Raw genomic sequence first — 24,194 nt, forward strand, 5'->3', positions numbered from 1 at the left:
GGGGTGGCGGTCTTGGCACCGTTATTATTGTTCTGTTGATTCTGTGGCTCCTCGGCGTCATCTGAATCGGGCGCGGTCCGATGGCTTGGAGCCGATCTGCTTCGCCATCGGGCCTGCCTGACGTTTCCAACGCCCCCTGCCGAGTTGGGATCGCACGGTTTCGTGTTGACGTTGCGTCCAGATCGGTTACAAATTCCCTTTTCCGAATGCATGCTCCTTCCCAATTCCCGTCCGTCGATCATCCGGCATCGGGTCGGATGACGAACAGGGGGAGATGTCGCGTGAACAAATTCAATCGATGGGCGGTTGCAGGTATCGCCGTATCCGGTCTCACAATCGGCGTCGCGTCTGCCGGCACGATCTACGAAGTCGCAATCCCGACTCCTGCCGCCAAGGTCATGCCCGAACTGAAAAAGGCGCTTGGTCAAAATCACTTCAAAGTCTTCACCAAGGTGGATATCCTCAAACGGGTGAAGGCGAAGGTCAGTGCGCTCCATATCACGAACTTCAATACGCCCGGCTTCAGCAACGTCACCGCCGTCATTTTCTGCAGCCCGGTTTATTTCAACAAACTGCTCGACGCCGACAGCAAGGCCGCCTCCGTCTGCCCGTTGAGCGTGACCGTCTACAGCCTCAAAGGCAAAACCGAGATCGCCTATCCCGAGCGGGGTCCGATGATCGAGGGCACATCCGCCCACGCGGTCGGGCTGCAGATCGACAAATCGGTCATGGCCGCGCTCGACAGTATCCCGGGCGCCAAAGCCGCCGACTGACGCGGTGGTTCAGCAGTCGTTCCCGCGCAGCGTGAACGACTGCACGATCCTGTCCTTCAGCGCGAAGGTGGTCGTGCATTCGTCGGTCGTCACCTGCGCCGGAAATCCGGCACCGTAGAACGGGCCATAGAATGGCCCGTAAAATCCGCCGAAGCCGCCGAACCCATATGACCCCGACTGGTAATCCACCGATTTGTGGACATAGGCGAAATACGTCATGCCGCCGACGTGAATCCGGCGGTCAGGCACGCCGAGTTGTGCGACCAGGACCGATTCGGGTCGTCCGACGTAACCGGACATCTGTTCAGCCAGGCTGGGGCCAACCGCACAGCCCGCCAAAGCGATTGCGGCCAGGGGGGCAGCCAGAAGAATTTTACGCATCGCGCACTCCGTGGAAACATGTTGCTCGATATATGGTAGCGAATTGGCGTAACCCCACCGTTTCGGAAGTGTTTCACATCCATAACACATCCGTGATCCGGGGTGCCCCGCTGGCGATCATCGCGAGACGATCGAACCCGAGAGCGATCCCGGCGCAATCGGGCATCATCCCCAGGGCCGCCAGCAACTCCTCATCCAATGGCCAGTCCGGTTTGCCGTTCATCGCGTGCCGCCGCGCCCGATCCGCGACGAACCGGGCGCGTTGCTCGACAGGGTCGGTCAGTTCCACGAAGGCATTGGCCAATTCCATCCCGCACACATAGAGCTCGAACCGTTCCGCCACCCGGCCATCCGCGGGATCGCGCCGCGCCAGCGCTGCGAGCGGCACCGGCCAACCGGTGATGAAGCTCGGGCAGTCCCGCCCGAGTTGCGGCTCGATGCGTCCGAGCATGAGTCGAAAGAACAGATCCTCCCAGTTCTCGTCCGGACGCAGCGCCACCCCGCTCGCCGCCGCCAGCCGGTCGGCATCCCCCACGCTCGCCAGAACATCCACCCCGATATAGCGATCGAACGCCTCGCCGATGCTGATCACCTCGAACCGGTCGAGCGCCGATGTCACGCCCCTGCAGGTCACGGCCGGCGGCAGTACCGCGCGCAGCAGCGTCATCGTTTCGGCGATCAGGCCATCCATCGTCACCCCCGGCCGATACCATTCGAGCATGGTGAACTCCGCCGCATGGGTCGCCGACCCCTCCCCGTCCCGCCAGGCCCGGGCGAGCTGAAATATCGGCCCCGCTCCGCCCGCAAGCAGTTTTTTCATCGCGAATTCCGGGCTGGTCTGCAGCCATAGCGGCGTCACCGCGCCATCGGTGTCCCGCCGCGCCGTGGCCATCGCCGCCAGATGTACTTCTTCGCCCGGCGTCGGCACCGCACAAGGCGTCTCGACTTCGGTATAGCCCCGCGCGGTGAAAAACATCCGCACCGCTTGCGTCAGTAACCCCCGCCGCCGCAGATACGGTAGCCGGGCCGCCAGCCGTTCGGGAACCCAGCCGGGCGTCATGCTCTCTTGTGCGCTCATGCCCCCGGCGATAGCACCTCCGGATGAGTTTGCGCACGCTCCGCACCCCCGACGACCTGATTACCGCCGGTCTCGCCCCGCCCGAAGCCCATGCGGCGCTGACGGCGGTTGCCGCCCGCTACGCGACCGCGATTCCAGCCGGCATCGCGGATCTGATCGACCTGCCCGACGATCCGATCGGCCGTCAGTTCATCCCCGACAGCGCCGAACTGACCCTGGCCCCCCATGAACTGAACGACCCGATCGGCGATGACGCGCTCTCGCCGTTGAAAGGCATCGTCCACCGCTACCCCGACCGTGCGCTGCTGAAACCCACCCTCGCCTGCCCGGTCTATTGCCGCTTCTGCTTCCGGCGCGAACATGTCGGCCCGGATGGCGGCGTGCTCTCCGAAGCCGAACTCGATGCCGCGATCGGCTGGATCGCCGGCCACCCGGACATTGCCGAAGTCATCCTCACCGGTGGCGATCCGTTGATCCTGTCCGCCCGCCGCATCGACGATATCCTTACCCGGCTCGGCGCGATCCGGCATGTTCGCCGCCTGCGCATCCACACCCGTGTCCCGGTCGCAGCACCCGAACGTATCACCGGCGAGCTGGTGGCCGCGCTCGATACCGAAACCCCGCTGTTTCTCGTTCTGCACAGCAACCACGCGCGCGAATTCACCCCGGCCGCCGCCAACGCGCTGGCCCGTTTGCGCTACGGCGGCGTCCCCCTGCTGGGCCAGTCGGTCCTGCTGCGCGGGGTCAACGATTCCGAGACCGCGCTGCGCGACCTGTTCGAAACCATGATCGCGCACCGGGTGAAACCCTATTACCTCCACCAGCTCGATCCCGCCCCCGGAACCGCACGTTTCCACGTGCCGGTCGCCGAGGGCCGCGCCCTGATCGCGCGGCTGCGCGGCACGCTCTCCGGCACCGCGATCCCCGCCTATATCCAGGATGCCTCCACCGGCAAGACCGTTCTGGCCTGACGCGGGCAGTTGGCCACCTCACACGCCTGTGCTAGGCGCGGCGCATGGCTGAACCCCTGATCGCCGTGCTCAACGGCCCTAACCTCAATCTCCTCGGTCTGCGCGAGCCGGAAATCTATGGTATCCAGACGCTCGACGATCTCGAAGCGGTCTGCGCCGAGGCGGGCGAGCAGCTTGGCCTCGCGATCGATTTCCGCCAGACCAACGGCGAGGGCGAGCTGATCACCTGGGTGCAGGAATGCCGAGGCCGGGCCGACGGCATCGTGATCAACCCGGCGGGTTATTCCCATACCTCGGTCGCGCTGATGGATGCGATCCACGCGGTCGATCTGCCGGTGATCGAGGTGCATCTGTCGAATATTTTCACCCGTGAGGCGTTTCGTCACCATTCCTATATATCGATGGCGGCGCGCGGCGTGATCTGCGGGCTCGGATTCACCGGCTACCGGCTGGCCTTGCAGGCGATTGCCGAAATTGTGGAGCAGGAAGCATGAGTTTGTCCTTCGATCCCGAGGCGCTACGTCAGTTGGCGGCTCTCCTGAACGACAGCGGACTAGCCGAGATCGAGCTTGAGGAAGGCGATCGCCGGCTCCGGCTCGCCCGCGCGGTGGCCCCGCCGGTCGCCGCCACGGTCCCGATGATGACGCCGATGATGGCGCCGGTCACCACCGTGCCCGCACCGGTCGCGGCCAGTGCCATCGCCGATCACGGCGCCCACCCCGGCGCGGTGAAATCGCCAATGGTGGGTGTGGCCTACCTCGCGCCCGAACCGAGCGCGCCGCCCTTCATCACCGTGGGGGCCAGCGTCGAGGTCGGGCAGACCCTGCTGCTGATCGAGGCGATGAAAACCTTCAACCAGATCAAGGCGCCCCGTGCCGGCACGGTGAAATCGATCCTGATCACCGCGGGCCAGCCCGTCGAATACGACGAGCCGCTCGTGATCATCGAATAATGTTCAGCAAGATCCTGATTGCCAACCGGGGTGAAATCGCGCTCCGGGTGCAGCGCGCCTGTCGCGAAATGGGCATCGCCACCGTCGCCGTGCATTCGACCGCCGATGCCGATGCGATGCATGTGCGCCTCGCGGATGAAAGCCTGTGCATCGGCCCGCCGCTCGCCCGCGATTCCTATCTCAACATGCCGGCCCTGCTCTCCGCCGCATTGATCACCGGTGCCGAAGCGATCCATCCCGGCTACGGCTTCCTTTCGGAAAACGCCGATTTCGCCGAGATGGTCGAGGCCCACGGCCTCGCCTTCATCGGTCCCAGCCCGACCCATATCCGGATGATGGGCGACAAGATCACCGCCAAGACCACCATGGCCGAACTCGGCGTGCCGCTGGTGCCCGGCTCGGACGGCGAAGTGCCCGATGTCGAGACCGCCATGGCGGTCGCGCGACTGATCGGCTGCCCGGTTCTGGTCAAGGCCGCCGCCGGTGGTGGCGGTCGCGGCATGAAGGTCGCCCGCACGCTCGACGAAGTCGCCGAAGCCTTCTCCACCGCCCGTGCCGAGGCCGCCGCCGCTTTCGGCAACAACGCCGTCTACATCGAAAAATATCTCGACAAGCCGCGACATATCGAACTTCAGGTGCTGGGCGACAATTACGGCAAGGTGGTCCATTTCGGTGAACGCGACTGCTCGTTGCAGCGCCGTCACCAGAAACTGCTCGAAGAAGCCGGCTCCCCCGGCATCACCGAAGCCGAGCGGACCGCATTGGGCGCCATTGCCACCCAGGCGCTCGAAAAATTCGGCTATCGCAACGCCGGCACGCTCGAATTCCTGTATCAGGACGGCCAGTTCGCCTTCATCGAAATGAACACCCGCCTTCAGGTCGAACACCCGGTGACGGAAATGGTTACCGGGGTCGATCTGGTGCGCGAACAAATCCGTATCGCGTATGGTGAAGCGCTCGGCTACGGGCAATCGGACGTCAGGGTTTCCGGCCATGCGATCGAATGCCGGATCACCGCGGAGGATCCTGAAACCTTCACGCCCTCCCCCGGCACGATCAGCATGTTCCACGCGCCTGGCGGGCTCGGCGTGCGGCTCGATTCGGCAATCTATACCGGCTACCGGGTACCATCGCATTATGACAGCCTCGTCGCCAAGCTGATCGTTCACGGCCGCACCCGGCCCGAAGCCATCGCCCGGATGCACCGCGCTCTCGAAGAATTCGCCATCGCGGGCATCAAGACCACGATTCCCCTGCATCTGCGCATCCTTGCGGACCCCGCCTTCCAGAGCGGGCATTATGACATTCACTGGCTGGAAAATTTCGTGTCCGGCGGCAGATAAACTCCCTGCCAAGGCTCGCATTACTTCCGATAGCGACCAGTGACCGCCACACGGGCTGTGAGCCAAATCACCAGAAGTTTTTCGGCTTCTTTTTTCACTCTCCGTACCGCGTTATGGCCGGTCGATAGGATCGGGATAGCCTGAGTATACGGATCGTGAACAATCGTGCATCCTGATCTCGCAGGGCCAACGTCCAACCCCCTCCGGTATCGACGTCTCAGCAAGGAACGACATCCCATGAAACTATCTCTCGCGGCTCTTGCGGTCTCGGCTTTGATCGTTGCCGCACCGTCCGCGCACGCCCGGACCGCCTCGAAAAACCCGGCCACGGTCAAGGCCGGGACCTACAGGATCGACCCTTATCATACCCAGGTCGTCTTCACGCTGTCGCATTTCGGGTTCACCGAATTTACCGGCATGTTCGGCAACGCTTCCGGCAGCCTGGTACTGCACCCGGCCAAACCCGCGAGCGACAAGCTCAGCGTCACGATTCCGGTAGGTTCGGTGCTGACCACGGTGCCCGCCCTGACGACCGAGTTGACCAACGCGCAGTGGTTCGATGCGGCAAAATATCCGAACGCGACGTTCACCTCCACCAAGGTGATACGCACCGGCAAAACCACCGCGACGATCGATGGCAGTTTCACCCTGCATGGCGTGACCAGACCGATCGTGCTCAAGGCGCGGTTCATCGGCGCCGGGATCAACCCGATCGACAAATCCTACACCGTGGGATTTTCCGCGACCGGCGTGATCAAGCGCAGCGAATTCGGCGTGAAAGCCTATGTGCCGATGGTCGGTGACGACGTGACATTGACCCTGGCCGGCGCGTTCGAGCGGCAGAAATAATCCGTGCCGGACCGACCCGACCCGGTATAGTCCGGTTGCGATCATCCTTCACTGGGTGATGGCGTTGGGGATCATCAGTCTCGCGGCACTCGGGCTGATCATGGTGCATGTGAAGCTGACGCTGCAAACCCAGTTCGAGTTGTTCCATCTGCGTAAATCGATCGGCATCACCATCCTGCTCGCGGCGTTCCTGCGGATCGCCTGAAAGCGGGCCGGGGCGATCTGGAGTCACCGTCTCCTGTATGTCGCGCTGGTCGCGCTGCCTTTGACCGGTTGGGCCGCAGTTTCGGGCTCACCATTCGACATCCCGACCATGCTGTACGGCGTGATCCCCTGGCCGGGTCTGCCGACGCTTGCTCATAAACAATGTGTCGATCGGGCCGTCCGCCATCACAATGACGTGATATCACTCGGCGCACGAACCGGATTCGGGCCTCGCGATCAGATGGCTCGACCGGTCGGCGCAATAATATTTCGCGCTGAACCGGGATCGCCGGAGCCCGCAAGGTACGATCGTGCGGCGGAAAGCAGTAAACCAAAACTACGCAAGGCCGCGCCCACCGGAGTCGTCTGCTCCTGATTTCTCTCGCAAAATCCAGCAGCTTTGCACATACTCAGGACAAGGGAAAAAGACCGGATACGGTTGCCGCCATCCGAGCGCGCCCTTGGGGCGCAGGAGCGATTGTCCATGAAGACCGCCGAACTCGCGCGTGACGCGCGCTATACCGCAACCTCCGGCAGCATGATTCTGACCGGCACCCAAGCCCTGATCCGCCTGCTGATCACCCAGCGCCGGCGGGATCGGGCGGCGCAGTTGAACACGGCGGGGTTTCTATCGGGCTATCGCGGTTCGCCGCTCGGCGGGCTCGATATCGCGGCGTTCGCGGCGGCCAAGGCGCTCGCCGCCGAGGATATCGTGTTCAAACCCGGGTTGAACGAGGACCTCGCGATGACCGCGGTGTGGGGCTCGCAGATGACGCCGCTATTCCCGGGCCACACCGCCGATGGCGTCTTCGCCATGTGGTATGGCAAGGGGCCGGGCGTCGATCGTTCCGGCGATGCGATGAAACACGCGAATTACGCCGGTACCACGCGGCTCGGCGGAGTTCTGGTCGTCACCGGAGACGACCACGCGGCGAAATCCTCCTCGATCGCCAACCAGTCCGAACAGGCGTTGATCGCAGCCGGTGTGCCGGTGCTGGCGCCGAGTTCGGTGGCCGATATCCTCGATCTCGGCCTGTACGGCTGGGCCGCCTCGCGTCATTCGGGCCTCTATATCGGGTTCAAGACGGTCGAGGAAATCATCGACTGTACCGCCTCGATCATCGCGGACCCCGATTTTCCGATCGTGATGCCCGAGATCGACCCGGCCAGCGTGGCGATGCGGCTGCACGAACCGGTGCTGGCGCAGGAAGCGCGGGTGCTGCGGGTGCGCCACCCGGCCTTGATGGAATTCCTCCGCGCCAACCGGGTCAACCGCCTGATCGATGCCGCGCCCGGCGCGCGGCTCGGCATCGTCACGGCGGGCAAATCCTACCTCGATGTCGAGCAGGCGAAGGCGGATCTCGCGCTCGATGGGGTCCGCCTTCTCAAGCTCGGCATGACCTGGCCGCTGGAGCCCGACATCATTCGCAGCTTCGCCGCCGGGCTGGAAGAAATCATCGTCGTCGAGGAAAAGCAGCCGATCATCGAGGATCAGATCCGCACCATTTTGTACGGCACGGCCAACGCGCCGCGCGTGCTCGGCAAGACCGATGAACGCGGCCTGACCCTGCTCAAGCCTGAAGCAGACCTCTCCGCCGCGGAAATTACCCTGGCCCTGGGAGATCGCGCGCAACGGGTGCATTTCTCGGCCGCCCGCGCCACCAGCCTCGCCAATCTGCGCGCCAATATTGAGCTGTCCCGCGGCCTCGATTTCGGCGCGCACCGCACCCCGCATTTCTGCTCCGGCTGCCCGCATTCAACCTCGACCGTGGTGCCGGAAGGCTCGCGGGCGATGGCCGGGATCGGCTGTCATTACATGGTCACCTGGATGGACCGCGAAACCGACGTGTTCAGCCAGATGGGCGGCGAAGGTGCCGCATGGATCGGCCAGGCGCCGTTCACCACCGAGCGCCACGTATTCGCCAACCTCGGCGACGGGACCTACCATCATTCCGGCAGCCTCGCGATCCGCGCCGCGATCGCCGCCGGGGCGAATATCACCTACCGGGTGCTGTTCAACGATGCGGTCGCAATGACCGGAGGCCAGCATGTCGACGGCCCCCTGACCGTGCCGCAGATCACCCGGCAGATGGCATCCGAAGGTGTGGCTGTCATCGAAATCGTCACCGACGAGCCGGAAAAATACCAAAGCGTGACCGATCTGGCGCCCGGCGTTGCGGTGCATCACCGCCGCACGCTCGATGAGGTGCAGCGGCGGCTGCGCGAGACGCCCGGAGTGACCATTCTGATCTACGATCAGACCTGCGCCACCGAAAAACGCCGCCGCCGCAAGCGCGGCACCATGGTCGATCCGGCCAAGCGTGCGTTCATCAACGAACGGGTCTGCGAAGGCTGCGGCGACTGCTCGAAAACCTCCAACTGCGTCTCGGTGGTTCCGGTCGAGACCGCATTCGGGCGGAAGCGCGCGATCGATCAATCGTCCTGCAACAAGGATTTCTCCTGCGTCGAGGGGTTCTGCCCCAGCTTCGTCACCGTTCATGGAGCCGGGCTGAAAAGGCCCGAAATCACTCTGTCCGGCGCCCCGGATGAGCTGCCCGAGCCGATCCTGCCGGACCTCGACCGGCCCTGGAATGTGGTGATCGCCGGGATCGGCGGCACCGGCGTCGTCACCATCGGCGCGTTGCTCGGCATGGCCGCCCATCTCGACGGCAAGCCGGTCTCGGTGCTCGACGTTCTCGGCCTCGCCCAGAAAGGCGGTGCGGTGGTGTCCCATGTCCGCTTCGGCGGTGCGGCGGGCACCGGACAGGCTCTGCGGATTCCGCAGGGCCGCGCCGATCTGCTGCTCGGTTGTGATGCGCTGGTCTCCGCCGAACATGAAACCCTCGATTGTCTTGGCGAGGCGACGACCGCGGTGGTCAATCTGCACGAAACCATCACCGGGGCGTTCACCCGCGATCCGGATTTTTCACTGCCGATGCGCAAGCTGCGCCAGGTGATCGCCAAACGCATCGGCGAGGAGCGGCTTGCAACGCTCGATGCCACCGGCATCGCAACGGCACTGATGGGGGATGCCATCGCGACCAATCTGTTCGTGCTCGGCTATGCCTGGCAGCGCGGCAAGGTGCCCGTGGCGCGTCAGTCGATCGAGGCTGGCATCCGGCTGAACAATCAGGCGGTGGCGCTCAACCTCGCGGCCTTCGCCTGGGGCCGCGCCGCAGCGGTCGACCTTCCCCGCGTCACCACGAAAATCCCCGCTGCGGTGGAAAAGCCCGCCCCCTCCGATCACGACGGGATCATTGCGGCCTTCCGCGACGAACTGATCGCGTATCAGAATGTCGCCTATGCGGGACGCTACATGGCGCTGCTCGCCGAGGTCCGCCATGCCGAGCAGCGGGCGCGCCCGGATTCGACCAGTCTGACCGAGGCGGTCGCGCGCAACCTGTTCAAGCTGATGGCCTATAAGGACGAGTACGAGGTCGCCCGGCTTTACGCCGCCCCCGCGTTCCGCGCGGCGCTTGCGGCGCGCTTCGAGCCCGGCGCCACCCTGCGGTTCCACCTCGCCCCGCCATTGCTGGCGAAGCGGGATGCGCGCACCGGGCATCAGCAGAAGCGCGCGTACGGGGGCTGGATGCTGAAGGTGTTCGGCGTGCTGCAGACCTTCAAATTCCTGCGCGGCACCTTACTCAACCCGTTCGGCCATACCGCCGAACGGCGGATGGAACGCGGCCTGATCGAGCGATATGAAACCTCGATCCGCACCGCGATCACACATATGAGCGAGGCGAATTTCGCCCGCGCCCTCGAACTTGCCACCCTGCCGGCGCAGATCCGCGGCTATGGCCATGTGAAGGCGCGCAACCTGGCGGCGGTCGAGCCGGTGTGGGCCGCGCTGGATGCCGCTTTGGCGTGCCCCTCACCGTCGCCGGCACCGCAATTCGGCATCGCCGCCGAATAGGGTTGGTTGCAAATTGCATAAGTTCGTTACAGATCGAACGCCTATATGAAGCCTGTCCGGCGCTGCACTGCCAGCGTCGCCTGTCGAAGGAGACCTGCTCATGAGGAGTCGCGCTTTACCCCCGAAATTGACCCGCACCCTGCTGGCCGCGACGGCAGCGGTAGCGGTTGCCGCCCTCGCTGTGCCGCAATCGGCGTATGCGTGGTGGCGGCCCCATGCCGGGATCGGAATTTCGATCCCCCTGGTCGTGCCGGGACCGCCGGTCTACTACCCGCCGCCACCGCCCGCCTATGCCTATTACGGTCCGCCGCCGGTTTATTACCGGCCACCGCCACGGCGCTGGATTCCGCCTCATCGCAACTGGGCCGGTGCCTGGATTCCGGGCCATTGGGTCTATCGCTGATCGCGAGTGACCGGCGGCGCGGACCGGCTATGACGTGACGAGGTGCTCGCGCAGGCGCGGCATCAGCTCGACGAGGTTGCACGGGCGGTGCCGCGCGTCGAGCTGGAAGACCAGAATATCGTCCCACCCGTCCTTCACCGCGCCGGTCGATCCCGGCAAGGCGAACAAATAGGTTCCACCCGCCACGCCGCCGATCGCGCGGGACTGGATCGTGGAGGTGCCGATTTTCTGGTAGCTCAGCATCCGGAACAATTCACCGAACCCTTCGATCCGCTTTTCGACCACCCGGTCGAACGCTTCAGGCGTGACATCGCGGCCGGTGACGCCGGTGCCACCGGTGGTGATCACCACGTCGATCGCGGGATTGCCGATCCACGCGCGCAACTGGCGCTCGATGAGATCAGCGTCGTCACGCAGGATCACCCGGTCCGCGAGATGATGTCCTGAAGCGACCACCCGTTCGGCGAGAGCCGCGCCCGAGGTATCGTTGTCGAGGGTTCGGGTGTCCGACACGGTCATCACCGCGATCGACACCGCCACGAAGGCCCGACTTTCATCAATGCGCGACATCGGCACGATCCCCTTTCCTCGCATGAACCGGCATCTCCTATAGGACATTTTGGCGTCGCCCCGAAGAGCGACCCTTGACGCGGGCCGGGCGCGATGAATGTCTAGGCGATGGATTATGTTTTTCTCGCACTCGCGCTGTTCGTTCTTCTGGCTCTGGTGATGACGGGGGCGTGGGTGATGCAGCGCCAGACCCGCAATTCCGGCTGGGTCGATGTGTTCTGGACCTTCGGAACCGGTATCGCCGGCGCGATCGGTGCCATGGTGCCGCTCGGCGTGGCACCGTGGGGCCGGCGCGTGCTGGTGGCGGCGCTGGTGCTGATCTGGGCCGGGCGGTTGGGGAGCTACATCATGATGCGCACCCGGGCGATCACCCACGAGGATGCGCGCTATGCGCGGTTCCGGTCGGAATGGGGGGCGAATTTCGAATCGCGCATGTTCTGGCTGCTGATGATCCAGGCCGTGGTCGCATGGCTGCTGGCGATTTGCGTCACGATCGCGGCCAATAACCCCCACGCTCTCGCGCCTGGCTGGACAGTGGCCGGCATCGCGGTTTTCGTGATCTCGCTGGGCGGCGAAGCGCTGGCGGACCGGCAGATGCACGCCTTCCGCGCTGATAAGTCCAACAAGGGGAAGGTTTGCGAGGCGGGGCTGTGGGGCTGGTCGCGTCATCCGAACTATTTCTTCGAATTCCTGATCTGGTTGAGCTATCCGCTCATTGCGCTCGCGGGATTGTGGTGGGTCGGGTTCGTCGCACTGATCGGGCCGGTCTTCATGTATGTGCTGCTCGATAAAATATCCGGCGTGCCGCCTCTGGAGCGCGAAATGGTCGAATCGCGCGGGGCGGCCTATCGCGATTATCAGGCGCGGGTCAGTCCGATGATCCCCCTGCCGCCGCGCCGCCGTTAGAATGAACTCATCCGTTCGCCGCGTTCAACCGTAGTTCAAGCAGAGAATCCCCACCTGGAGTCACCGATGAATTTCGCCGCCGCCATGGCCGACGCCGCCGAACGCCTGCCGATCCCCGATGGACTGACCCGCAGGGGTATCGCCGGGCTGGTCGGCCGGACCGACCGGAAGCTCGCCGATGCCTCGGTCACCACCGAACGGGCCTTCGCGCTCGACATGGCGCGTTTGCCGATCGCCCTGCACACGGATGCTGCCAACGCCCAGCACTATGAGGTGCCAGCCTCGTTCTTTGCGCTCGTGCTCGGGCCGCGCCGGAAATATTCATCCTGCTTCTACGACACACCGCAGAGCAGTCTGGCCGATGCCGAAGTCGCAGCGCTGGAGCGCACCTGCGTCAATGCGGGTCTCGCCGACGGCCAGACGATTCTCGAACTCGGCTGCGGCTGGGGCTCGCTCAGCCTGTGGATGGCCGAGCATTACCCGTCAGCAAAGATCACCGCGGTCTCGAACTCTGCCTCGCAGCGCGCCTATATCGAGGCGCAGGCGATGGCGCGGGGCTTTCGAAACCTGACGATCGTGACCGCGGATATGAACGATTTCGACACAGCGACGCGGTTCGACCGGGTGGTCTCGGTCGAGATGTTCGAGCACATGTCCAACTGGCGCGCATTGCTCGAACGGGTGCGTTCATGGCTGACGCCGGAGGGGGCCTTGTTCCTCCACGTATTCTCCCATCGACGCGGCACCTACCGCTTCGATCATCACGACCGTGGCGACTGGATCGCGCAGCATTTCTTCACCGGCGGCATCATGCCGAGCCATGGGCTGATCGCCCAGTTCCCTGACCTGTTCACCCTGGAGGCCGACTGGCGCTGGAGCGGCGCGCATTATGCCCGTACCGCACGCGACTGGCTCGACAATTACGATCGTCATGAAGGCGCGATCGATGAGATCCTGCAATCGGTCTACCGCCAGGAAGCGCCGCTATGGAAACGCCGCTGGCGCCTGTTCTTCCTCGCGACCGAGGGTTTGTTCGGCTATCGCGGCGGCGAAGCCTGGGGGGTCAGCCATTATCGGCTGCGCCCGGTCGGATGAGGGGATTGTTCGCGGCGCTGGGGCGCTACATCGCTCACGACGACCCGCTGACCGCGGCGCTCAACAAGGTCGCGATGGTGCTGGCCGGCAATACGCCGTTCTATCCGCTCTATCTCTGGGCCGTGCTGGGGCACGATGCCTCACCGGTCATTCTGCTGACTTTGTGTTCCTTTCCGTTCTGGGCGGTTGTGCCCGCCATCGCGCGCCGCAACGGGCTGGCGGGCCGGGTGTTTCTTACGACCATCGGCGTACTCAACACGATCTGGTGCAGCATCATCCTCGGATTCGACTCCGGTACGGCGCTATTTCTGATCCCCTGCGTCGTGCTCGCCACGCTGGGATTTCATCAGCGGGAGCGAAAACTCTCGCTCGCGATCGCCGCCCTGCCCTTCATAGCCTACGGCTTCCTGCGCATCGCGGATATATCACCGCCACGGCTCTATCAGCAGGCCGAATATTCGAGCCTGATCACGCTCAATGGTTTCAGCGTCGCCTGCCTGATCGGCTTTCTCGGCCTCGCCTTCGCCGCCGCCCGCCCCACCGCCAAGACGCCCCTTGCGCCAATCCGCAGGGAAAGCTAGATCAGCACCAACCGGGCGCGTAGCTCAGCGGTAGAGCATCGCCTTCACACGGCGGGGGTCACAGGTTCAATCCCTGTCGCGCCCACCAGGTTTCCAACGTGAGCATCGCGAGTCACTGGGAAGTCTGGCCCTGCCACCTGCCAAGGTTACGGCATTCACGCGTTTCGCTTGCCCGTCCGATCTGGCTCTGAGTCTGGATGATTTTAGGACTGCCGGGGAACGATGTGCGATTGCGGATGGCGCTCTGGATCATTTTGGTGATGCGCGGCGTGCGGCGATAGGGAGTGCGCTGGTAGGGCGGGTGTTGGAGACCGGTTCGCTGGTGGTCGCCAAACTCGGCAGCACCCGGGCGCGGGAGATTTAAGGACTGGGAAACAATTATCGCTTCGGCCGATGCGTGGCTCCTCAACGCGTCTGTTGGCGGCGGTGAGAATCCGCGCATAAACGGCGCGGGATAGTTACCATAGTGAATTGACTTAATGAGTGCGGGGCAGTTTGACACGGTGTGGGAGAGTTGGCGGAGGAGGCAGTGGCAGTGGGTAGCTGTCCCTCTGCTCTGAGGCTGCTGCCGTGCTCGCAGCCGTCAAGGACGCTTCGCGCCGCGCAAGAGCGCGGTGGCCTTCGGCCATCCTTGACCGCCGCTGCGCGCGACAGCGTCGGAATTCGCAGGTCGGGACGACAGGATGGCCGTGCTGATCGAACTACAGGATTGGTGTTGTATCAGTGGCGCTGGCGCTTTCAGGGTGGGCGTCGCGCGCCGGTGTCGTTTTGATCAATCCTGGCAATCCGGCTCGGGCGACGTTGAGGCCGGAGACCTGTCAAGCGCACGAAAGGTGAAACGGAGCGACCGCAACGATGACAGAGGTGATGTCCTGGGGGAGTACTGCTGGTCCAGGGCTTTCGCGAAGCCCCGGCGATTGCCAATCCACGCGAAAGCGCGGTTTCCGGTTGCTTAGCAGGACCATGATCCGTCACGCGGACCGCCCGAGCGCGGTAATGGCGATTTCTCGCCGCATGCATGACACGTCCTCGCGGGGTTGCCTGATAACGTCGGCGAGCTTCTCTTTGCCGTTCACGACGAGCTTCCCGGGCGCAAGTTCGCATGCAGTAGATCTGACCTCGGTCGCACTGTGGGCAGACAAGCACTTGGCACAGACAGCGACTGCAAACGAACATTCTGCAGATTATTCCATCAACGCCTGCGGCCGAGCATGACCTGCTGACGCAATTCACACTGTCTTTGGTCATCTGGTCCAACAACTGCTCACTTCCCCAGCTGATTCAAATCCTCGAACGTTCTGCGTTTCCTGACGGACCTCGTACCCGGCCGATCTGGTTCTCGTGTGATTTAGGCGCCGGGTCCAGGTTGCCGTAAAGGCCGGTCAGTGCCGTCCATTTAAATGGACTCGGCAGCTACGCGCCGTTTATGCGCGGATTCTCACCGCCGCCAACACGCGTCCATCCGACGGATCGTCAGACTCGTCGCACGCTAATGAAAATCGAATATTAAACCACGAGTCAGGCTCCCAAAAAAAACCGGCACCTCAAGGGTGCCGGCTTTCTCAAGGACTTCAACTCGCCGTTACTCGGCCGCAACCTCGCGGCGTGACGGCAGGGCCGTTCGGGTCTGCGCCAGCGTCGTCTTGTCCCGTCCTGCCGCGATCGCGCGCAACCGGCTCATCACGCTGCCGGTTCCGGCCGGGATCAATCGCCCGACGATCACGTTTTCCTTCAAGCCGAGCAAGTGATCGGTCTTGCCCGCGGTCGCCGCTTCGGTCAGCACCCGCGTGGTTTCCTGGAACGAGGCCGCCGAGATGAAGCTCAGCGTCTGCAGGCTCGCCTTGGTAATGCCCTGCAACACCGGCGATCCGCTCGCCGCCCGTTCATCCAGTTTCACCCGCCGCTCGTTCTCGGTCTCGAACTCGATCCGGTCGACCAGTTCGCCGATCAGATACGTGGTATCCCCCGGCTCGGTGATCTCGATCTTCTGCAGCATCTGGCGGACCACGACTTCGATATGCTTGTCGTTGATCTTCACACCCTGCAGTCGATAGACATCCTGGATTTCGTTGACGAGGTAATCCGACAGTGCCTCGACCCCGAGCACCCGTAGAATATCATGCGGCACGCGCGGACCATCGACCAGCGGATCGCCCCTATGAACGTAATCGCCCTCCTGCACCGACATGTGCTTGCCCTTCGGCAGCAGGTACTCGGTTTCCTCGCCGGTCTCATCGTTCTTGACGATGATGCGGCGCTTCGCCTTGTAATCCTTGCCGATCTCGACCCGGCCATCGTTCTCCGCGATGATGGCGTGATCCTTCGGACGACGCGCCTCGAACAACTCCGCGACACGTGGCAGACCGCCGGTGATGTCACGGGTCTTCGAGCCTTCGCGCGGCATCCGCGCCAGCACGTCGCCAGCCTGCACCGTGGCCCCGTTCTCGACCGACAAAATCGAGTCCGGCGGCAGGAACGAGCGGGCTTCGGCGCCGTTGGCCAGCCGCACGATCTCGCCCTTCTCGTCCTTGAGCAGCAGGCGCGGCCGCAAATCCGCACCCTTGGCCGATTGCTTGTAATCGACCACCACTTTCGAGGTCAGGCCGGTCACGTCATCGACCCGTTCGACCAGCGTGACACCTTCGAGCAGATCGGCGAATTCGACCACGCCGCCCCGCTCGGTGATGATCGGCAGGGTATACGGGTCCCACTCGGCCAGTTTCTCGCCGCGCGTGACGCTCTGGCCTTCCTCGGTCAGCAACCGCGCGCCATAGGGGACCCGGAACTTCGCCCGTTCCCGCCCGGCCGCATCGGTGATCGCGAGCTCGCAATTGCGGCTCATCACCACCGGCACCCCGGCGGAATTCGCCACCACGTTGCGATTCTTGATCGTCACCGTGCCGTCATGGCTGGCTTCGACGTTCGATTGCTCGGCACCCCGCTGCGCCGCACCGCCGATATGGAAGGTGCGCATCGTCAACTGGGTTCCCGGCTCGCCGATGGACTGCGCCGCGATCACACCCACCGCCTCGCCGGCATTCACCGGCGTGCCACGTGCCAGATCGCGCCCGTAGCACATCGCGCAAACGCCGATCTTGGACTCGCAGGTCAGCACCGAGCGGATCTTGACCTGCTCGACCCCGGTCTTGTCGATCCGGTCCGCCTCGATCTCTTCGATCAGCGTATTCGCGGCGACGATGAGCGATCCATCGGTCGGGTCGAACACATCCTCGGCCGTGGTCCGGCCCAGAGTGCGCTCGGCCAGGCTCGAAATCACCTCACCGCCATCCATCACCGCCCGCACGGTCAGTCCGCGTTCGGTACCGCAATCATGGGCGATGATGATGCAATCCTGCGCGACATCGACCAGTCGCCGCGTTAGATAGCCCGAGTTCGCCGTCTTGAGGGCCGTGTCCGCCAACCCCTTACGGGCTCCGTGGGTCGAGTTGAAATACTCGGCAACGGTTAAGCCTTCCTTAAAGTTGGACAAAATCGGCTGCTCGATGATCTCGCCCGAAGGCTTGGCCATCAAGCCGCGCATACCGGCGAGCTGACGCATCTGGGTCGGCGACCCACGCGCGCCGGAATGGCTCATCATCCACACCGAATTGGTCTGCTTGCCCGGCTCCTGGCGGGAAATCTCGCGCATCATCGCGGCTGCAACCGTGTCGTTGCAGCGCGACCACGCATCGATCACCTTGTTGTAGCGTTCACCCGCGGTGATCAACCCGTCATGGTACTGAGCCTCGAATTCCTTGACCTCGGCCTGGGTCTTTTCCAGCAGTTCCTGCTTCTCCGCGGGAATGACCATGTCGTCCTTGCCGAACGAAATGCCCGCCTTTGCCGCGTGGGTGAAGCCCAACGCCATCATGCGGTCGCAGAAAATCACCGCTTCCTTCTGTCCGGTATGACGATACACCGCATCGATCACGTCCGAGACGGTCTTTTTGGTCAGCTGGCGGTTGACCAGCGAGAACGGCACCTCATGATGCTTCGGCAGCAGATTGCCGATCATGGTGCGTCCCGCCGTGGTTGCGACCACCTTGTACGAAACCGTGCCATCCTCCGCCGTCACCGGCACCCGCGCACGGATCCGGTCATGCAGCTTGATCCGCCGGGCGCTCAGCGCATGCTCGATCTCACCGGCATTGCCGAACGCCGGCGCATCCTGGTCGGCGACGGTGGAAAATTCCGGCGTCTCCAGCGACAGGTAATACAGCCCGAGCACGATATCCTGGCTCGGCACGATGATCGGCTTGCCGTTCGCCGGGTTGAGAATGTTGTTGGTGCTCATCATCAGCACCCGCGCTTCGAGCTGCGCCTCGATCGAGAGCGGTACGTGCACCGCCATCTGATCGCCGTCGAAATCGGCATTGAACGCGGTGCAGACCAGCGGATGCAGCTGGATCGCCTTGCCTTCGATCAAAATCGGCTCGAACGCCTGGATGCCCAGACGATGCAGCGTGGGCGCGCGGTTCAGCATCACCGGATGCTCGCGGATCACCTCTTCGAGAATGTCCCACACCTCGGGACGCTCCTTCTCGACCATCCGCTTCGCCGCCTTGATCGTGGTGGCGAGCCCGTATTTTTCGAGCTTGGCATAGATGAACGGCTTGAACAGTTCGAGCGCCATCTTCTTCGGCAGGCCGCACTGGTGCAGCTTGAGCTCCGGCCCGACCACGATGACCGAACGGCCCGAGTAATCGACGCGCTTGCCCAGCAGGTTCTGGCGGAACCGCCCCTGCTTGCCCTTCAGCATGTCCGACAGCGACTTCAGCGGCCGCTTGTTGGTGCCGGTGATCGCACGCCCGCGCCGCCCATTGTCGAACAGCGCATCCACGCTCTCCTGCAACATGCGCTTCTCGTTGCGAACAATGATGTCCGGCGCGCGCAGCTCAATCAGCCGCTTCAAACGATTGTTGCGGTTGATCACCCGGCGATACAGATCGTTCAGGTCGGAGGTGGCGAACCGGCCGCCATCCAGCGGCACCAGCGGCCGCAACTCGGGCGGAATCACCGGCACCACGTCCAGAATCATCCATTCCGGCCGCGTGCCCGACTCGATGAACGCCTCAACCAGCTTGAGCCGCTTGACCAGCTTCTTGCGCTTGGCCTCGGAGGTTGCCTCCTTGAGGTCGGCGCGCATGACCGCCTGCTCGGTCTGCAGATCGACCTGGGCGAGAATCGACTTGATCGCCTCGGCGCCGATCCCGGCCTTGAACCCGTCATCGCCGAATTCGTCCTGCTTTGCGTACAGATCGTCTTCCGAGAGCAGCTGGAACCGTTTCAGATCGGTTGTGTACGGATCGAGGACGATGTAGCTCTCGAAATACAGGACCTTCTCGAGATCCTTCAGGGTCATCTCGACCATGGTCGCGATCCGGCTCGGCAGCGACTTCAGAAACCAGATATGCGCGACCGGCGAGGCCAGCTCGATATGCCCCATCCGCTCACGCCGCACCTTGGCCAAAGTCACCTCGACGCCGCATTTCTCGCAGATGATGCCGCGGAACTTCATCCGCTTGTACTTGCCGCACAGGCACTCGTAATCCTTGATCGGCCCAAAGATCCGCGCGCAGAACAAGCCGTCCCGCTCCGGTTTGAACGTCCGGTAATTGATCGTCTCGGGCTTCTTGATCTCGCCATACGACCACGAGCGGATCTGCTCGGGCGACGCAACCTGGATACGGATCTGGTCGAACGTCGCGGCCTGACCGGTCTGGCCGAGAATCTTCATCAAGTCATTCATGCAATAGTCCCTTTCATCAGCACGGAATGCTGCCATCCCGCGCCATGATCAAACCCGATTCCGTGGATTATTCCGCCGACAACGTCAGATCGACATTCAGCCCCAGCGATTTCAGTTCCTTGGTCAGCACGTTGAAGCTCTCCGGCACACCCGCCTCGAAATTGTCCTGCTCGCGCACGATCGCCTCATAAACCTTGGTCCGGCCTGAAACGTCGTCCGACTTCACGGTCAGCATTTCCTGCAAGGTATAGGCGGCGCCATAGGCTTCGAGCGCCCAGACCTCCATCTCGCCGAATCGCTGCCCGCCGAACTGCGCCTTGCCGCCCAGCGGCTGCTGGGTCACCAGCGAGTACGGCCCGATCGAACGCGCATGGATCTTGTCATCGACCATGTGCCCGAGCTTGAGCATGTACATGTACCCGATCGTCACCTTCCGCTCGAACTGATCCCCGGTCCGGCCGTCGAACACGGTCATCTGCCCGGAAATATCGAGCCCGGCCTTCGCCAGCATATCCTCGATATCCGTGATCCGCGCCCCATCGAACACCGGTGTGGCAATCGGCACGCCCTTGCGGATATTGCCGCACAATTCGGCGACTTCGGCATCGTCCATGATCTCGATCTGCCGCTCATAGACCTCCTGACCGTAAACGTCCTTGAGCATTCCATGCAGCCGCGCCCGCTCCTGCCCGGTACGGCGATACTCATCGACCATCTCGCCGATCTGCCGCCCGAGATTCGCACACGCCCAGCCCAGATGGGTCTCTAGAATCTGCCCGACATTCATGCGCGACGGGACACCCAACGGGTTGAGCACGATATCGACCGCCGTTCCGTCCTCCAGGAACGGCATATCCTCGATCGGCACGACCTTCGAGACCACGCCCTTGTTGCCATGGCGCCCGGCCATTTTATCGCCCGGCTGCAGCTTGCGCTTCACCGCGATGAACACTTTCACCATCTTCATCACGCCCGGCGGCATCTCGTCGCCACGCTGCAACTTCTCGACCTTGCTCTCGAATCGCGCCTGCAATTTATGCACCGCCGCATCGAATTCGCGCTTCAGCGTCTCGATTTCGGCCATAACGTGATCGTCCTGCACGGTCAGGTTCCGCCACGCCCCGCGCGGCACCTCCGCCAGCACCTCGGCATTGATTTCGCTGCCGGACCGCACGCCCTTGTAACCCGAACCGGCAATCTGCCCGAACAGCTTTTCGCGCAGACGGTTGAGGAACGCACGCTCCTGAATCGCCCGCTCGTCGTCGCGGTCCTTCGCCAGCCGCTCGATCTCCGCCCGCTCGATCGCCAGCGCGCGCTCATCCTTATCCACGCCGCGCCGGTTGAACACCCGCACATCGACGATCGTGCCATTCACCCCCGGCGGGAGCTTCAACGAGGTATCCCGCACATCGGACGCCTTTTCGCCGAAAATCGCCCGCAGCAGCTTCTCTTCCGGCGTCATCGGGCTCTCGCCCTTCGGCGTGACCTTGCCGACCAGGATATCCCCCGGATTGACCTCGGCCCCGACATACACGATCCCGGCCTCGTCGAGATTCCGCAACGCTTCCTCGCCGACATTCGGAATATCGCGCGTGATTTCCTCCTGTCCCAGCTTGGTATCGCGCGCCATCACCTCGAATTCCTCGATGTGGATCGAGGTGAACATATCTTCCCGCGCGATCCGCTCCGAAATCAGGATCGAATCCTCGAAATTATACCCGTTCCAAGGCATGAATGCGCACAGAATGTTGCGCCCCAGCGCCAATTCGCCCAGTTCGGTCGAAGGACCATCGGCAATGATATCGCCACTGCCCACCCGATCGCCCACCCGCACCAGCGGCCGCTGGTTGATGCAGGTCGACTGGTTCGACCGCATGAACTTGCGCAACCGGTAGATGTCCACGCCCATCGTCGTGCCGTCGTCATTGGTTGCCCGCACGACAATCCGCGCGCCATCGATCTGGTCGATGATGCCGGCCCGCCGCGCCACGATGGTCGCGCCGCTATCCTGCGCCACCGCCGCTTCCATCCCGGTGCCGACCAGCGGCGCATCGGAACGGATCAACGGCACCGCCTGACGCTGCATGTTCGAGCCCATCAGCGCCCGGTTCGCGTCGTCGTTTTCCAAAAACGGAATCAACGCCGCAGCAACAGAAACCAGCTGGCGTGGCGACACGTCAATCGCCGTCACTTCCTCCGGCCGCACCAGCCGGAAATCGCCGTTCCGCCGCACCGACACCAAGTCCTCGGTCAGCGTGCCGTCTTCCAGCTTCGGCGCATCCGCCTGAGCCACCGTCAGCCGCTCTTCCTCCATCGCCGACAGATACTTGTACTCGTCGGAGACCTTCCCGTTGGTCACCATCCGGTACGGCGTCTCGATGAACCCGTACTTGTTCACCTTGGCAAATGTCGCCAGCGAGTTGATCAACCCAATGTTCGGCCCTTCCGGCGTCTCGATCGGGCAGATGCGGCCATAATGCGTCGGATGCACGTCACGCACCTCGAACCCGGCCCGCTCGCGCGTCAGCCCGCCCGGTCCCAACGCGGACAGGCGCCGTTTATGCGTCACTTCCGAGAGCGGATTGGTCTGATCCATGAACTGGCTCAGCTGCGAGCTACCAAAAAACTCCCGCACCGCCGCCGCCGCCGGCTTCGCATTGATCAGATCGTGCGGCATCACCCCGTCGATATCGACCGAGCCCATCCGCTCCCTGATCGCCCGCTCCATCCGCAGCAGCCCGACCCGGTACTGATTTTCCATCAGCTCGCCCACCGAACGCACCCGCCGGTTGCCGAGATTATCGATGTCGTCGATCTGCCCGCGACCGTCCTTCAGATCGCACATGATCTGGATCGTGCGAATGATATCTTCCTTGCGCAGCACCCGCATCTGGTCGTCGCACTCGATGCCGAGGCGCATGTTCATCTTTACCCGCCCCACGGCGGACAGATCGTAGCGCTCCGAGTCGAAGAACAACCCGCGGAACAGCGCCTCGGCGGTCTCGCTCGTCGGCGGCTCACCAGGCCGGATCACCCGGTAGATATCGACCAGCGCATCCTCGCGGTTGGAGTTCTTGTCCACCGCCAGCGTATTGCGAATCCACGGCCCCTTGGTCTGGTCGATCGCAAGCGTCGGGATCACATCCAGCCCCGCCGCCTCGAACACCGCAAGCTTCGCCTCGGCGATCTCCTCGCCCGCATCGGCGAAAATTTCACCGGTGTTCGGATCGTACAGATCCTCGGCGACATACCGCCCGACCAGATCGGCCCGGCTGACCAGCACATGCTTGGTCGCCTCGCCGATCTTGCGTGCGGCCCGCGCCGTCAGTTTTTCCTCGGCCTTCGCCACCACCTGCCCGGTCTCGGCATCGATCAGATCCTCGACCAGCTTGGCCCCGCGAAACAATTCCGGCTCGAACGGCCGCGCCCACGCGCTCTCGCCATTCGCGTCCTTGGTCCGGGTGAACGGCACCTGGCCGTAGAACGCACCGAGAATTTCCTCGGCATCCATGCCCTTGATTTCGCCGAGTTCCAGCGTCTCGCCCTTGGCCGCCCGCGCCGCGCGCAACGCCTCGGTCGCCTTGCCTTCCAGCGCATACAGCAGCGTCGTGATCGGCAGCTTGCGCTTCCGGTCGATCCGCACATACGCCAGATCCTTGGCATCGAACTCGAAATCCAGCCACGACCCACGATACGGAATCACCCGCGCGGTAAACAGGAATTTGCCCGACGCATGGGTCTTGCCCTTGTCGTGGTCGAAAAACACGCCGGGGCTGCGATGCATCTGGCTGACGATGACGCGCTCGGTGCCATTGACCACGAACGTGCCGTTATCGGTCATCAGCGGCATGTCGCCCATATAAACGGGCTGCTCCTTGATGTCGCGGATCGAGCGCGCTCCGGTATCCTCATCCAGATCCCAGACGATGAGCCGCAACACCACCTTCAGCGGGGCCGCATAGGTCATCCCGCGCTGGATGCACTCCTCGACATCGTATTTCGGATCTTCGAGCTCGTAATAAACGAACTCCAGCCGGCCTCGGCCCGCGAAATCATCGATCGGGAACACCGACTTGAACACTTCCTGCAGGCCGGACACCGAACGCGAATCCGGCGACACGTTCATTTGCAGGAACGCATCGTAACTTGCCCGTTGCACATCGATCAGATTGGGCATCGGCGTGGTCTCGGGGATTCTCCCGAAGCTCTTGCGGATGCGCTTGCGATTGGTAAAGGAAATCTTGTTCATGCCACCCGAAATCGCATTCATGCCCATACCCCAATCAATAATTCAGTAACGACCCATCGCCCAACACAGCGATGCCGTATCGTATCAGCCAAATCACACCCCCATCACGCAGCGGCGATTGGAGACGCAACAGCAAACAGGCGGAGTGCCGAAGGGCACCCCGCCATAGTCAGA

The 24,194-nt window shown here is 63.3% G+C and carries 16 protein-coding genes, 1 tRNA gene and 1 pseudogene; 13 read left to right on the forward strand and 5 right to left on the reverse strand.

Annotation, left to right across the window (positions count from 1 at the left end; genetic code table 11):
• Positions 1-281: 281 nt before the first annotated feature.
• Positions 282-773: a DUF302 domain-containing protein gene (locus SIL87_RS12990; protein ID WP_319614593.1), complete on the forward strand. Its 492-nt coding sequence runs from the start codon at positions 282-284 to the stop codon at positions 771-773.
• Between the two features lie 9 nt (positions 774-782).
• Here the strand turns inward: SIL87_RS12990 and SIL87_RS12995 are convergent, their stop codons facing one another.
• Together SIL87_RS12995 and epmA are read right to left on the reverse strand one after the other, a co-directional pair.
• Positions 783-1,154 carry a hypothetical protein gene (locus SIL87_RS12995; protein ID WP_319614594.1) on the reverse strand — a complete coding sequence of 124 codons (372 nt, stop codon included), beginning with the start codon at positions 1,152-1,154 and terminating at the stop codon, positions 783-785.
• A 73-nt stretch (positions 1,155-1,227) separates the two neighbouring features.
• Positions 1,228-2,232: an EF-P lysine aminoacylase EpmA gene (gene epmA, locus SIL87_RS13000; RefSeq protein ID WP_319614595.1), complete on the reverse strand. Its 1,005-nt coding sequence runs from the start codon at positions 2,230-2,232 to the stop codon at positions 1,228-1,230.
• 23 nt (positions 2,233-2,255) lie between these two features.
• Between epmA and SIL87_RS13005 the strand changes: the two genes are divergently transcribed.
• From SIL87_RS13005 to SIL87_RS13040, 8 genes and pseudogenes are all read left to right on the forward strand, one after another.
• Entirely contained in the window at positions 2,256-3,203 is a 948-nt protein-coding gene (locus SIL87_RS13005; RefSeq protein WP_319614596.1) for a lysine-2,3-aminomutase-like protein, read from the forward strand.
• Positions 3,204-3,247: 44 nt separating this feature from the next.
• Positions 3,248-3,697 carry a type II 3-dehydroquinate dehydratase gene (aroQ, locus tag SIL87_RS13010; protein ID WP_319614597.1) on the forward strand — a complete coding sequence of 150 codons (450 nt, stop codon included), beginning with the start codon at positions 3,248-3,250 and terminating at the stop codon, positions 3,695-3,697.
• Positions 3,694-4,155, forward strand: a complete 462-nt coding sequence (accB, locus tag SIL87_RS13015) for an acetyl-CoA carboxylase biotin carboxyl carrier protein (RefSeq protein ID WP_319614598.1) — start codon at positions 3,694-3,696, stop codon at positions 4,153-4,155. Before aroQ ends, accB begins: the two co-directional genes overlap by 4 nt.
• Positions 4,155-5,498, forward strand: coding sequence for an acetyl-CoA carboxylase biotin carboxylase subunit (gene accC, locus SIL87_RS13020; protein WP_319614599.1), 1,344 nt, complete (start codon positions 4,155-4,157; stop codon positions 5,496-5,498). The genes accB and accC overlap by 1 nt, the downstream gene beginning before the upstream one ends.
• 237 nt (positions 5,499-5,735) lie before the next feature.
• Complete coding sequence (locus SIL87_RS13025; RefSeq protein WP_319614600.1) at positions 5,736-6,347, forward strand: YceI family protein; 612 nt, start codon at positions 5,736-5,738, stop codon at positions 6,345-6,347.
• A 34-nt stretch (positions 6,348-6,381) separates the two neighbouring features.
• A pseudogene (locus tag SIL87_RS13030) lies at positions 6,382-6,552 on the forward strand (cytochrome b); the annotation flags it as partial.
• A gap of 483 nt (positions 6,553-7,035) precedes the next feature.
• The gene (locus SIL87_RS13035; RefSeq protein ID WP_319614601.1) at positions 7,036-10,467 is read left to right on the forward strand and encodes an indolepyruvate ferredoxin oxidoreductase family protein; all 3,432 of its coding nucleotides are present in this window, start codon (positions 7,036-7,038) and stop codon (positions 10,465-10,467) included.
• 100 nt (positions 10,468-10,567) lie between these two features.
• Positions 10,568-10,870: a hypothetical protein gene (locus tag SIL87_RS13040; RefSeq protein ID WP_319614602.1), complete on the forward strand. Its 303-nt coding sequence runs from the start codon at positions 10,568-10,570 to the stop codon at positions 10,868-10,870.
• Between the two features lie 27 nt (positions 10,871-10,897).
• Here the strand turns inward: SIL87_RS13040 and moaB are convergent, their stop codons facing one another.
• The gene (gene moaB, locus SIL87_RS13045) at positions 10,898-11,440 is read right to left on the reverse strand and encodes a molybdenum cofactor biosynthesis protein B (protein ID WP_319614603.1); all 543 of its coding nucleotides are present in this window, start codon (positions 11,438-11,440) and stop codon (positions 10,898-10,900) included.
• Positions 11,441-11,548: 108 nt separating this feature from the next.
• On the opposite strand from moaB, the gene SIL87_RS13050 reads away from it, so the two are divergent.
• From SIL87_RS13050 to SIL87_RS13065, 4 genes are all read left to right on the forward strand, one after another.
• The gene (locus SIL87_RS13050) at positions 11,549-12,346 is read left to right on the forward strand and encodes a DUF1295 domain-containing protein (protein ID WP_319614604.1); all 798 of its coding nucleotides are present in this window, start codon (positions 11,549-11,551) and stop codon (positions 12,344-12,346) included.
• A gap of 66 nt (positions 12,347-12,412) precedes the next feature.
• Positions 12,413-13,441: an SAM-dependent methyltransferase gene (locus SIL87_RS13055; protein WP_319614605.1), complete on the forward strand. Its 1,029-nt coding sequence runs from the start codon at positions 12,413-12,415 to the stop codon at positions 13,439-13,441.
• Positions 13,438-14,022 carry a hypothetical protein gene (locus tag SIL87_RS13060; RefSeq protein WP_319614606.1) on the forward strand — a complete coding sequence of 195 codons (585 nt, stop codon included), beginning with the start codon at positions 13,438-13,440 and terminating at the stop codon, positions 14,020-14,022. Before SIL87_RS13055 ends, SIL87_RS13060 begins: the two co-directional genes overlap by 4 nt.
• Before the next feature lie 13 nt (positions 14,023-14,035).
• A tRNA-Val gene (locus SIL87_RS13065) sits at positions 14,036-14,110 on the forward strand.
• 1,494 nt (positions 14,111-15,604) lie between these two features.
• On the opposite strand, the gene rpoC is transcribed toward SIL87_RS13065, so the two are convergent.
• The gene (gene rpoC, locus SIL87_RS13070; RefSeq protein WP_319614607.1) at positions 15,605-19,771 is read right to left on the reverse strand and encodes a DNA-directed RNA polymerase subunit beta'; all 4,167 of its coding nucleotides are present in this window, start codon (positions 19,769-19,771) and stop codon (positions 15,605-15,607) included.
• 67 nt (positions 19,772-19,838) lie between these two features.
• Positions 19,839-24,020, reverse strand: a complete 4,182-nt coding sequence (rpoB, locus tag SIL87_RS13075) for a DNA-directed RNA polymerase subunit beta (RefSeq protein ID WP_405055234.1) — start codon at positions 24,018-24,020, stop codon at positions 19,839-19,841.
• Positions 24,021-24,194 lie beyond the last annotated feature (174 nt).

The organism is Acidiphilium acidophilum (genome assembly GCF_033842475.1).
GTDB classification, from domain to species: Bacteria; Pseudomonadota; Alphaproteobacteria; order Acetobacterales; family Acetobacteraceae; genus Acidiphilium; species Acidiphilium acidophilum.

What these genes read in the sequence shown, in the direction of transcription:
- SIL87_RS12995 (WP_319614594.1), bottom strand. Translation starts at nt 1,154, where the DNA reads ATGCGTAAAATTCTTCTGGCTGCCCCCCTGGCCGCAATCGCTTTGGCG.
- epmA (WP_319614595.1), bottom strand. Translation starts at nt 2,232, where the DNA reads ATGAGCGCACAAGAGAGCATGACGCCCGGCTGGGTTCCCGAACGGCTG.
- SIL87_RS13005 (WP_319614596.1), top strand. Translation starts at nt 2,256, where the DNA reads ATGAGTTTGCGCACGCTCCGCACCCCCGACGACCTGATTACCGCCGGT.
- aroQ (WP_319614597.1), top strand. Translation starts at nt 3,248, where the DNA reads ATGGCTGAACCCCTGATCGCCGTGCTCAACGGCCCTAACCTCAATCTC.
- accB (WP_319614598.1), top strand. Translation starts at nt 3,694, where the DNA reads ATGAGTTTGTCCTTCGATCCCGAGGCGCTACGTCAGTTGGCGGCTCTC.
- accC (WP_319614599.1), top strand. Translation starts at nt 4,155, where the DNA reads ATGTTCAGCAAGATCCTGATTGCCAACCGGGGTGAAATCGCGCTCCGG.
- SIL87_RS13025 (WP_319614600.1), top strand. Translation starts at nt 5,736, where the DNA reads ATGAAACTATCTCTCGCGGCTCTTGCGGTCTCGGCTTTGATCGTTGCC.
- SIL87_RS13035 (WP_319614601.1), top strand. Translation starts at nt 7,036, where the DNA reads ATGAAGACCGCCGAACTCGCGCGTGACGCGCGCTATACCGCAACCTCC.
- SIL87_RS13040 (WP_319614602.1), top strand. Translation starts at nt 10,568, where the DNA reads ATGAGGAGTCGCGCTTTACCCCCGAAATTGACCCGCACCCTGCTGGCC.
- moaB (WP_319614603.1), bottom strand. Translation starts at nt 11,440, where the DNA reads ATGTCGCGCATTGATGAAAGTCGGGCCTTCGTGGCGGTGTCGATCGCG.
- SIL87_RS13050 (WP_319614604.1), top strand. Translation starts at nt 11,549, where the DNA reads ATGGATTATGTTTTTCTCGCACTCGCGCTGTTCGTTCTTCTGGCTCTG.
- SIL87_RS13055 (WP_319614605.1), top strand. Translation starts at nt 12,413, where the DNA reads ATGAATTTCGCCGCCGCCATGGCCGACGCCGCCGAACGCCTGCCGATC.
- SIL87_RS13060 (WP_319614606.1), top strand. Translation starts at nt 13,438, where the DNA reads ATGAGGGGATTGTTCGCGGCGCTGGGGCGCTACATCGCTCACGACGAC.
- rpoC (WP_319614607.1), bottom strand. Translation starts at nt 19,771, where the DNA reads ATGAATGACTTGATGAAGATTCTCGGCCAGACCGGTCAGGCCGCGACG.
- rpoB (WP_405055234.1), bottom strand. Translation starts at nt 24,020, where the DNA reads ATGAACAAGATTTCCTTTACCAATCGCAAGCGCATCCGCAAGAGCTTC.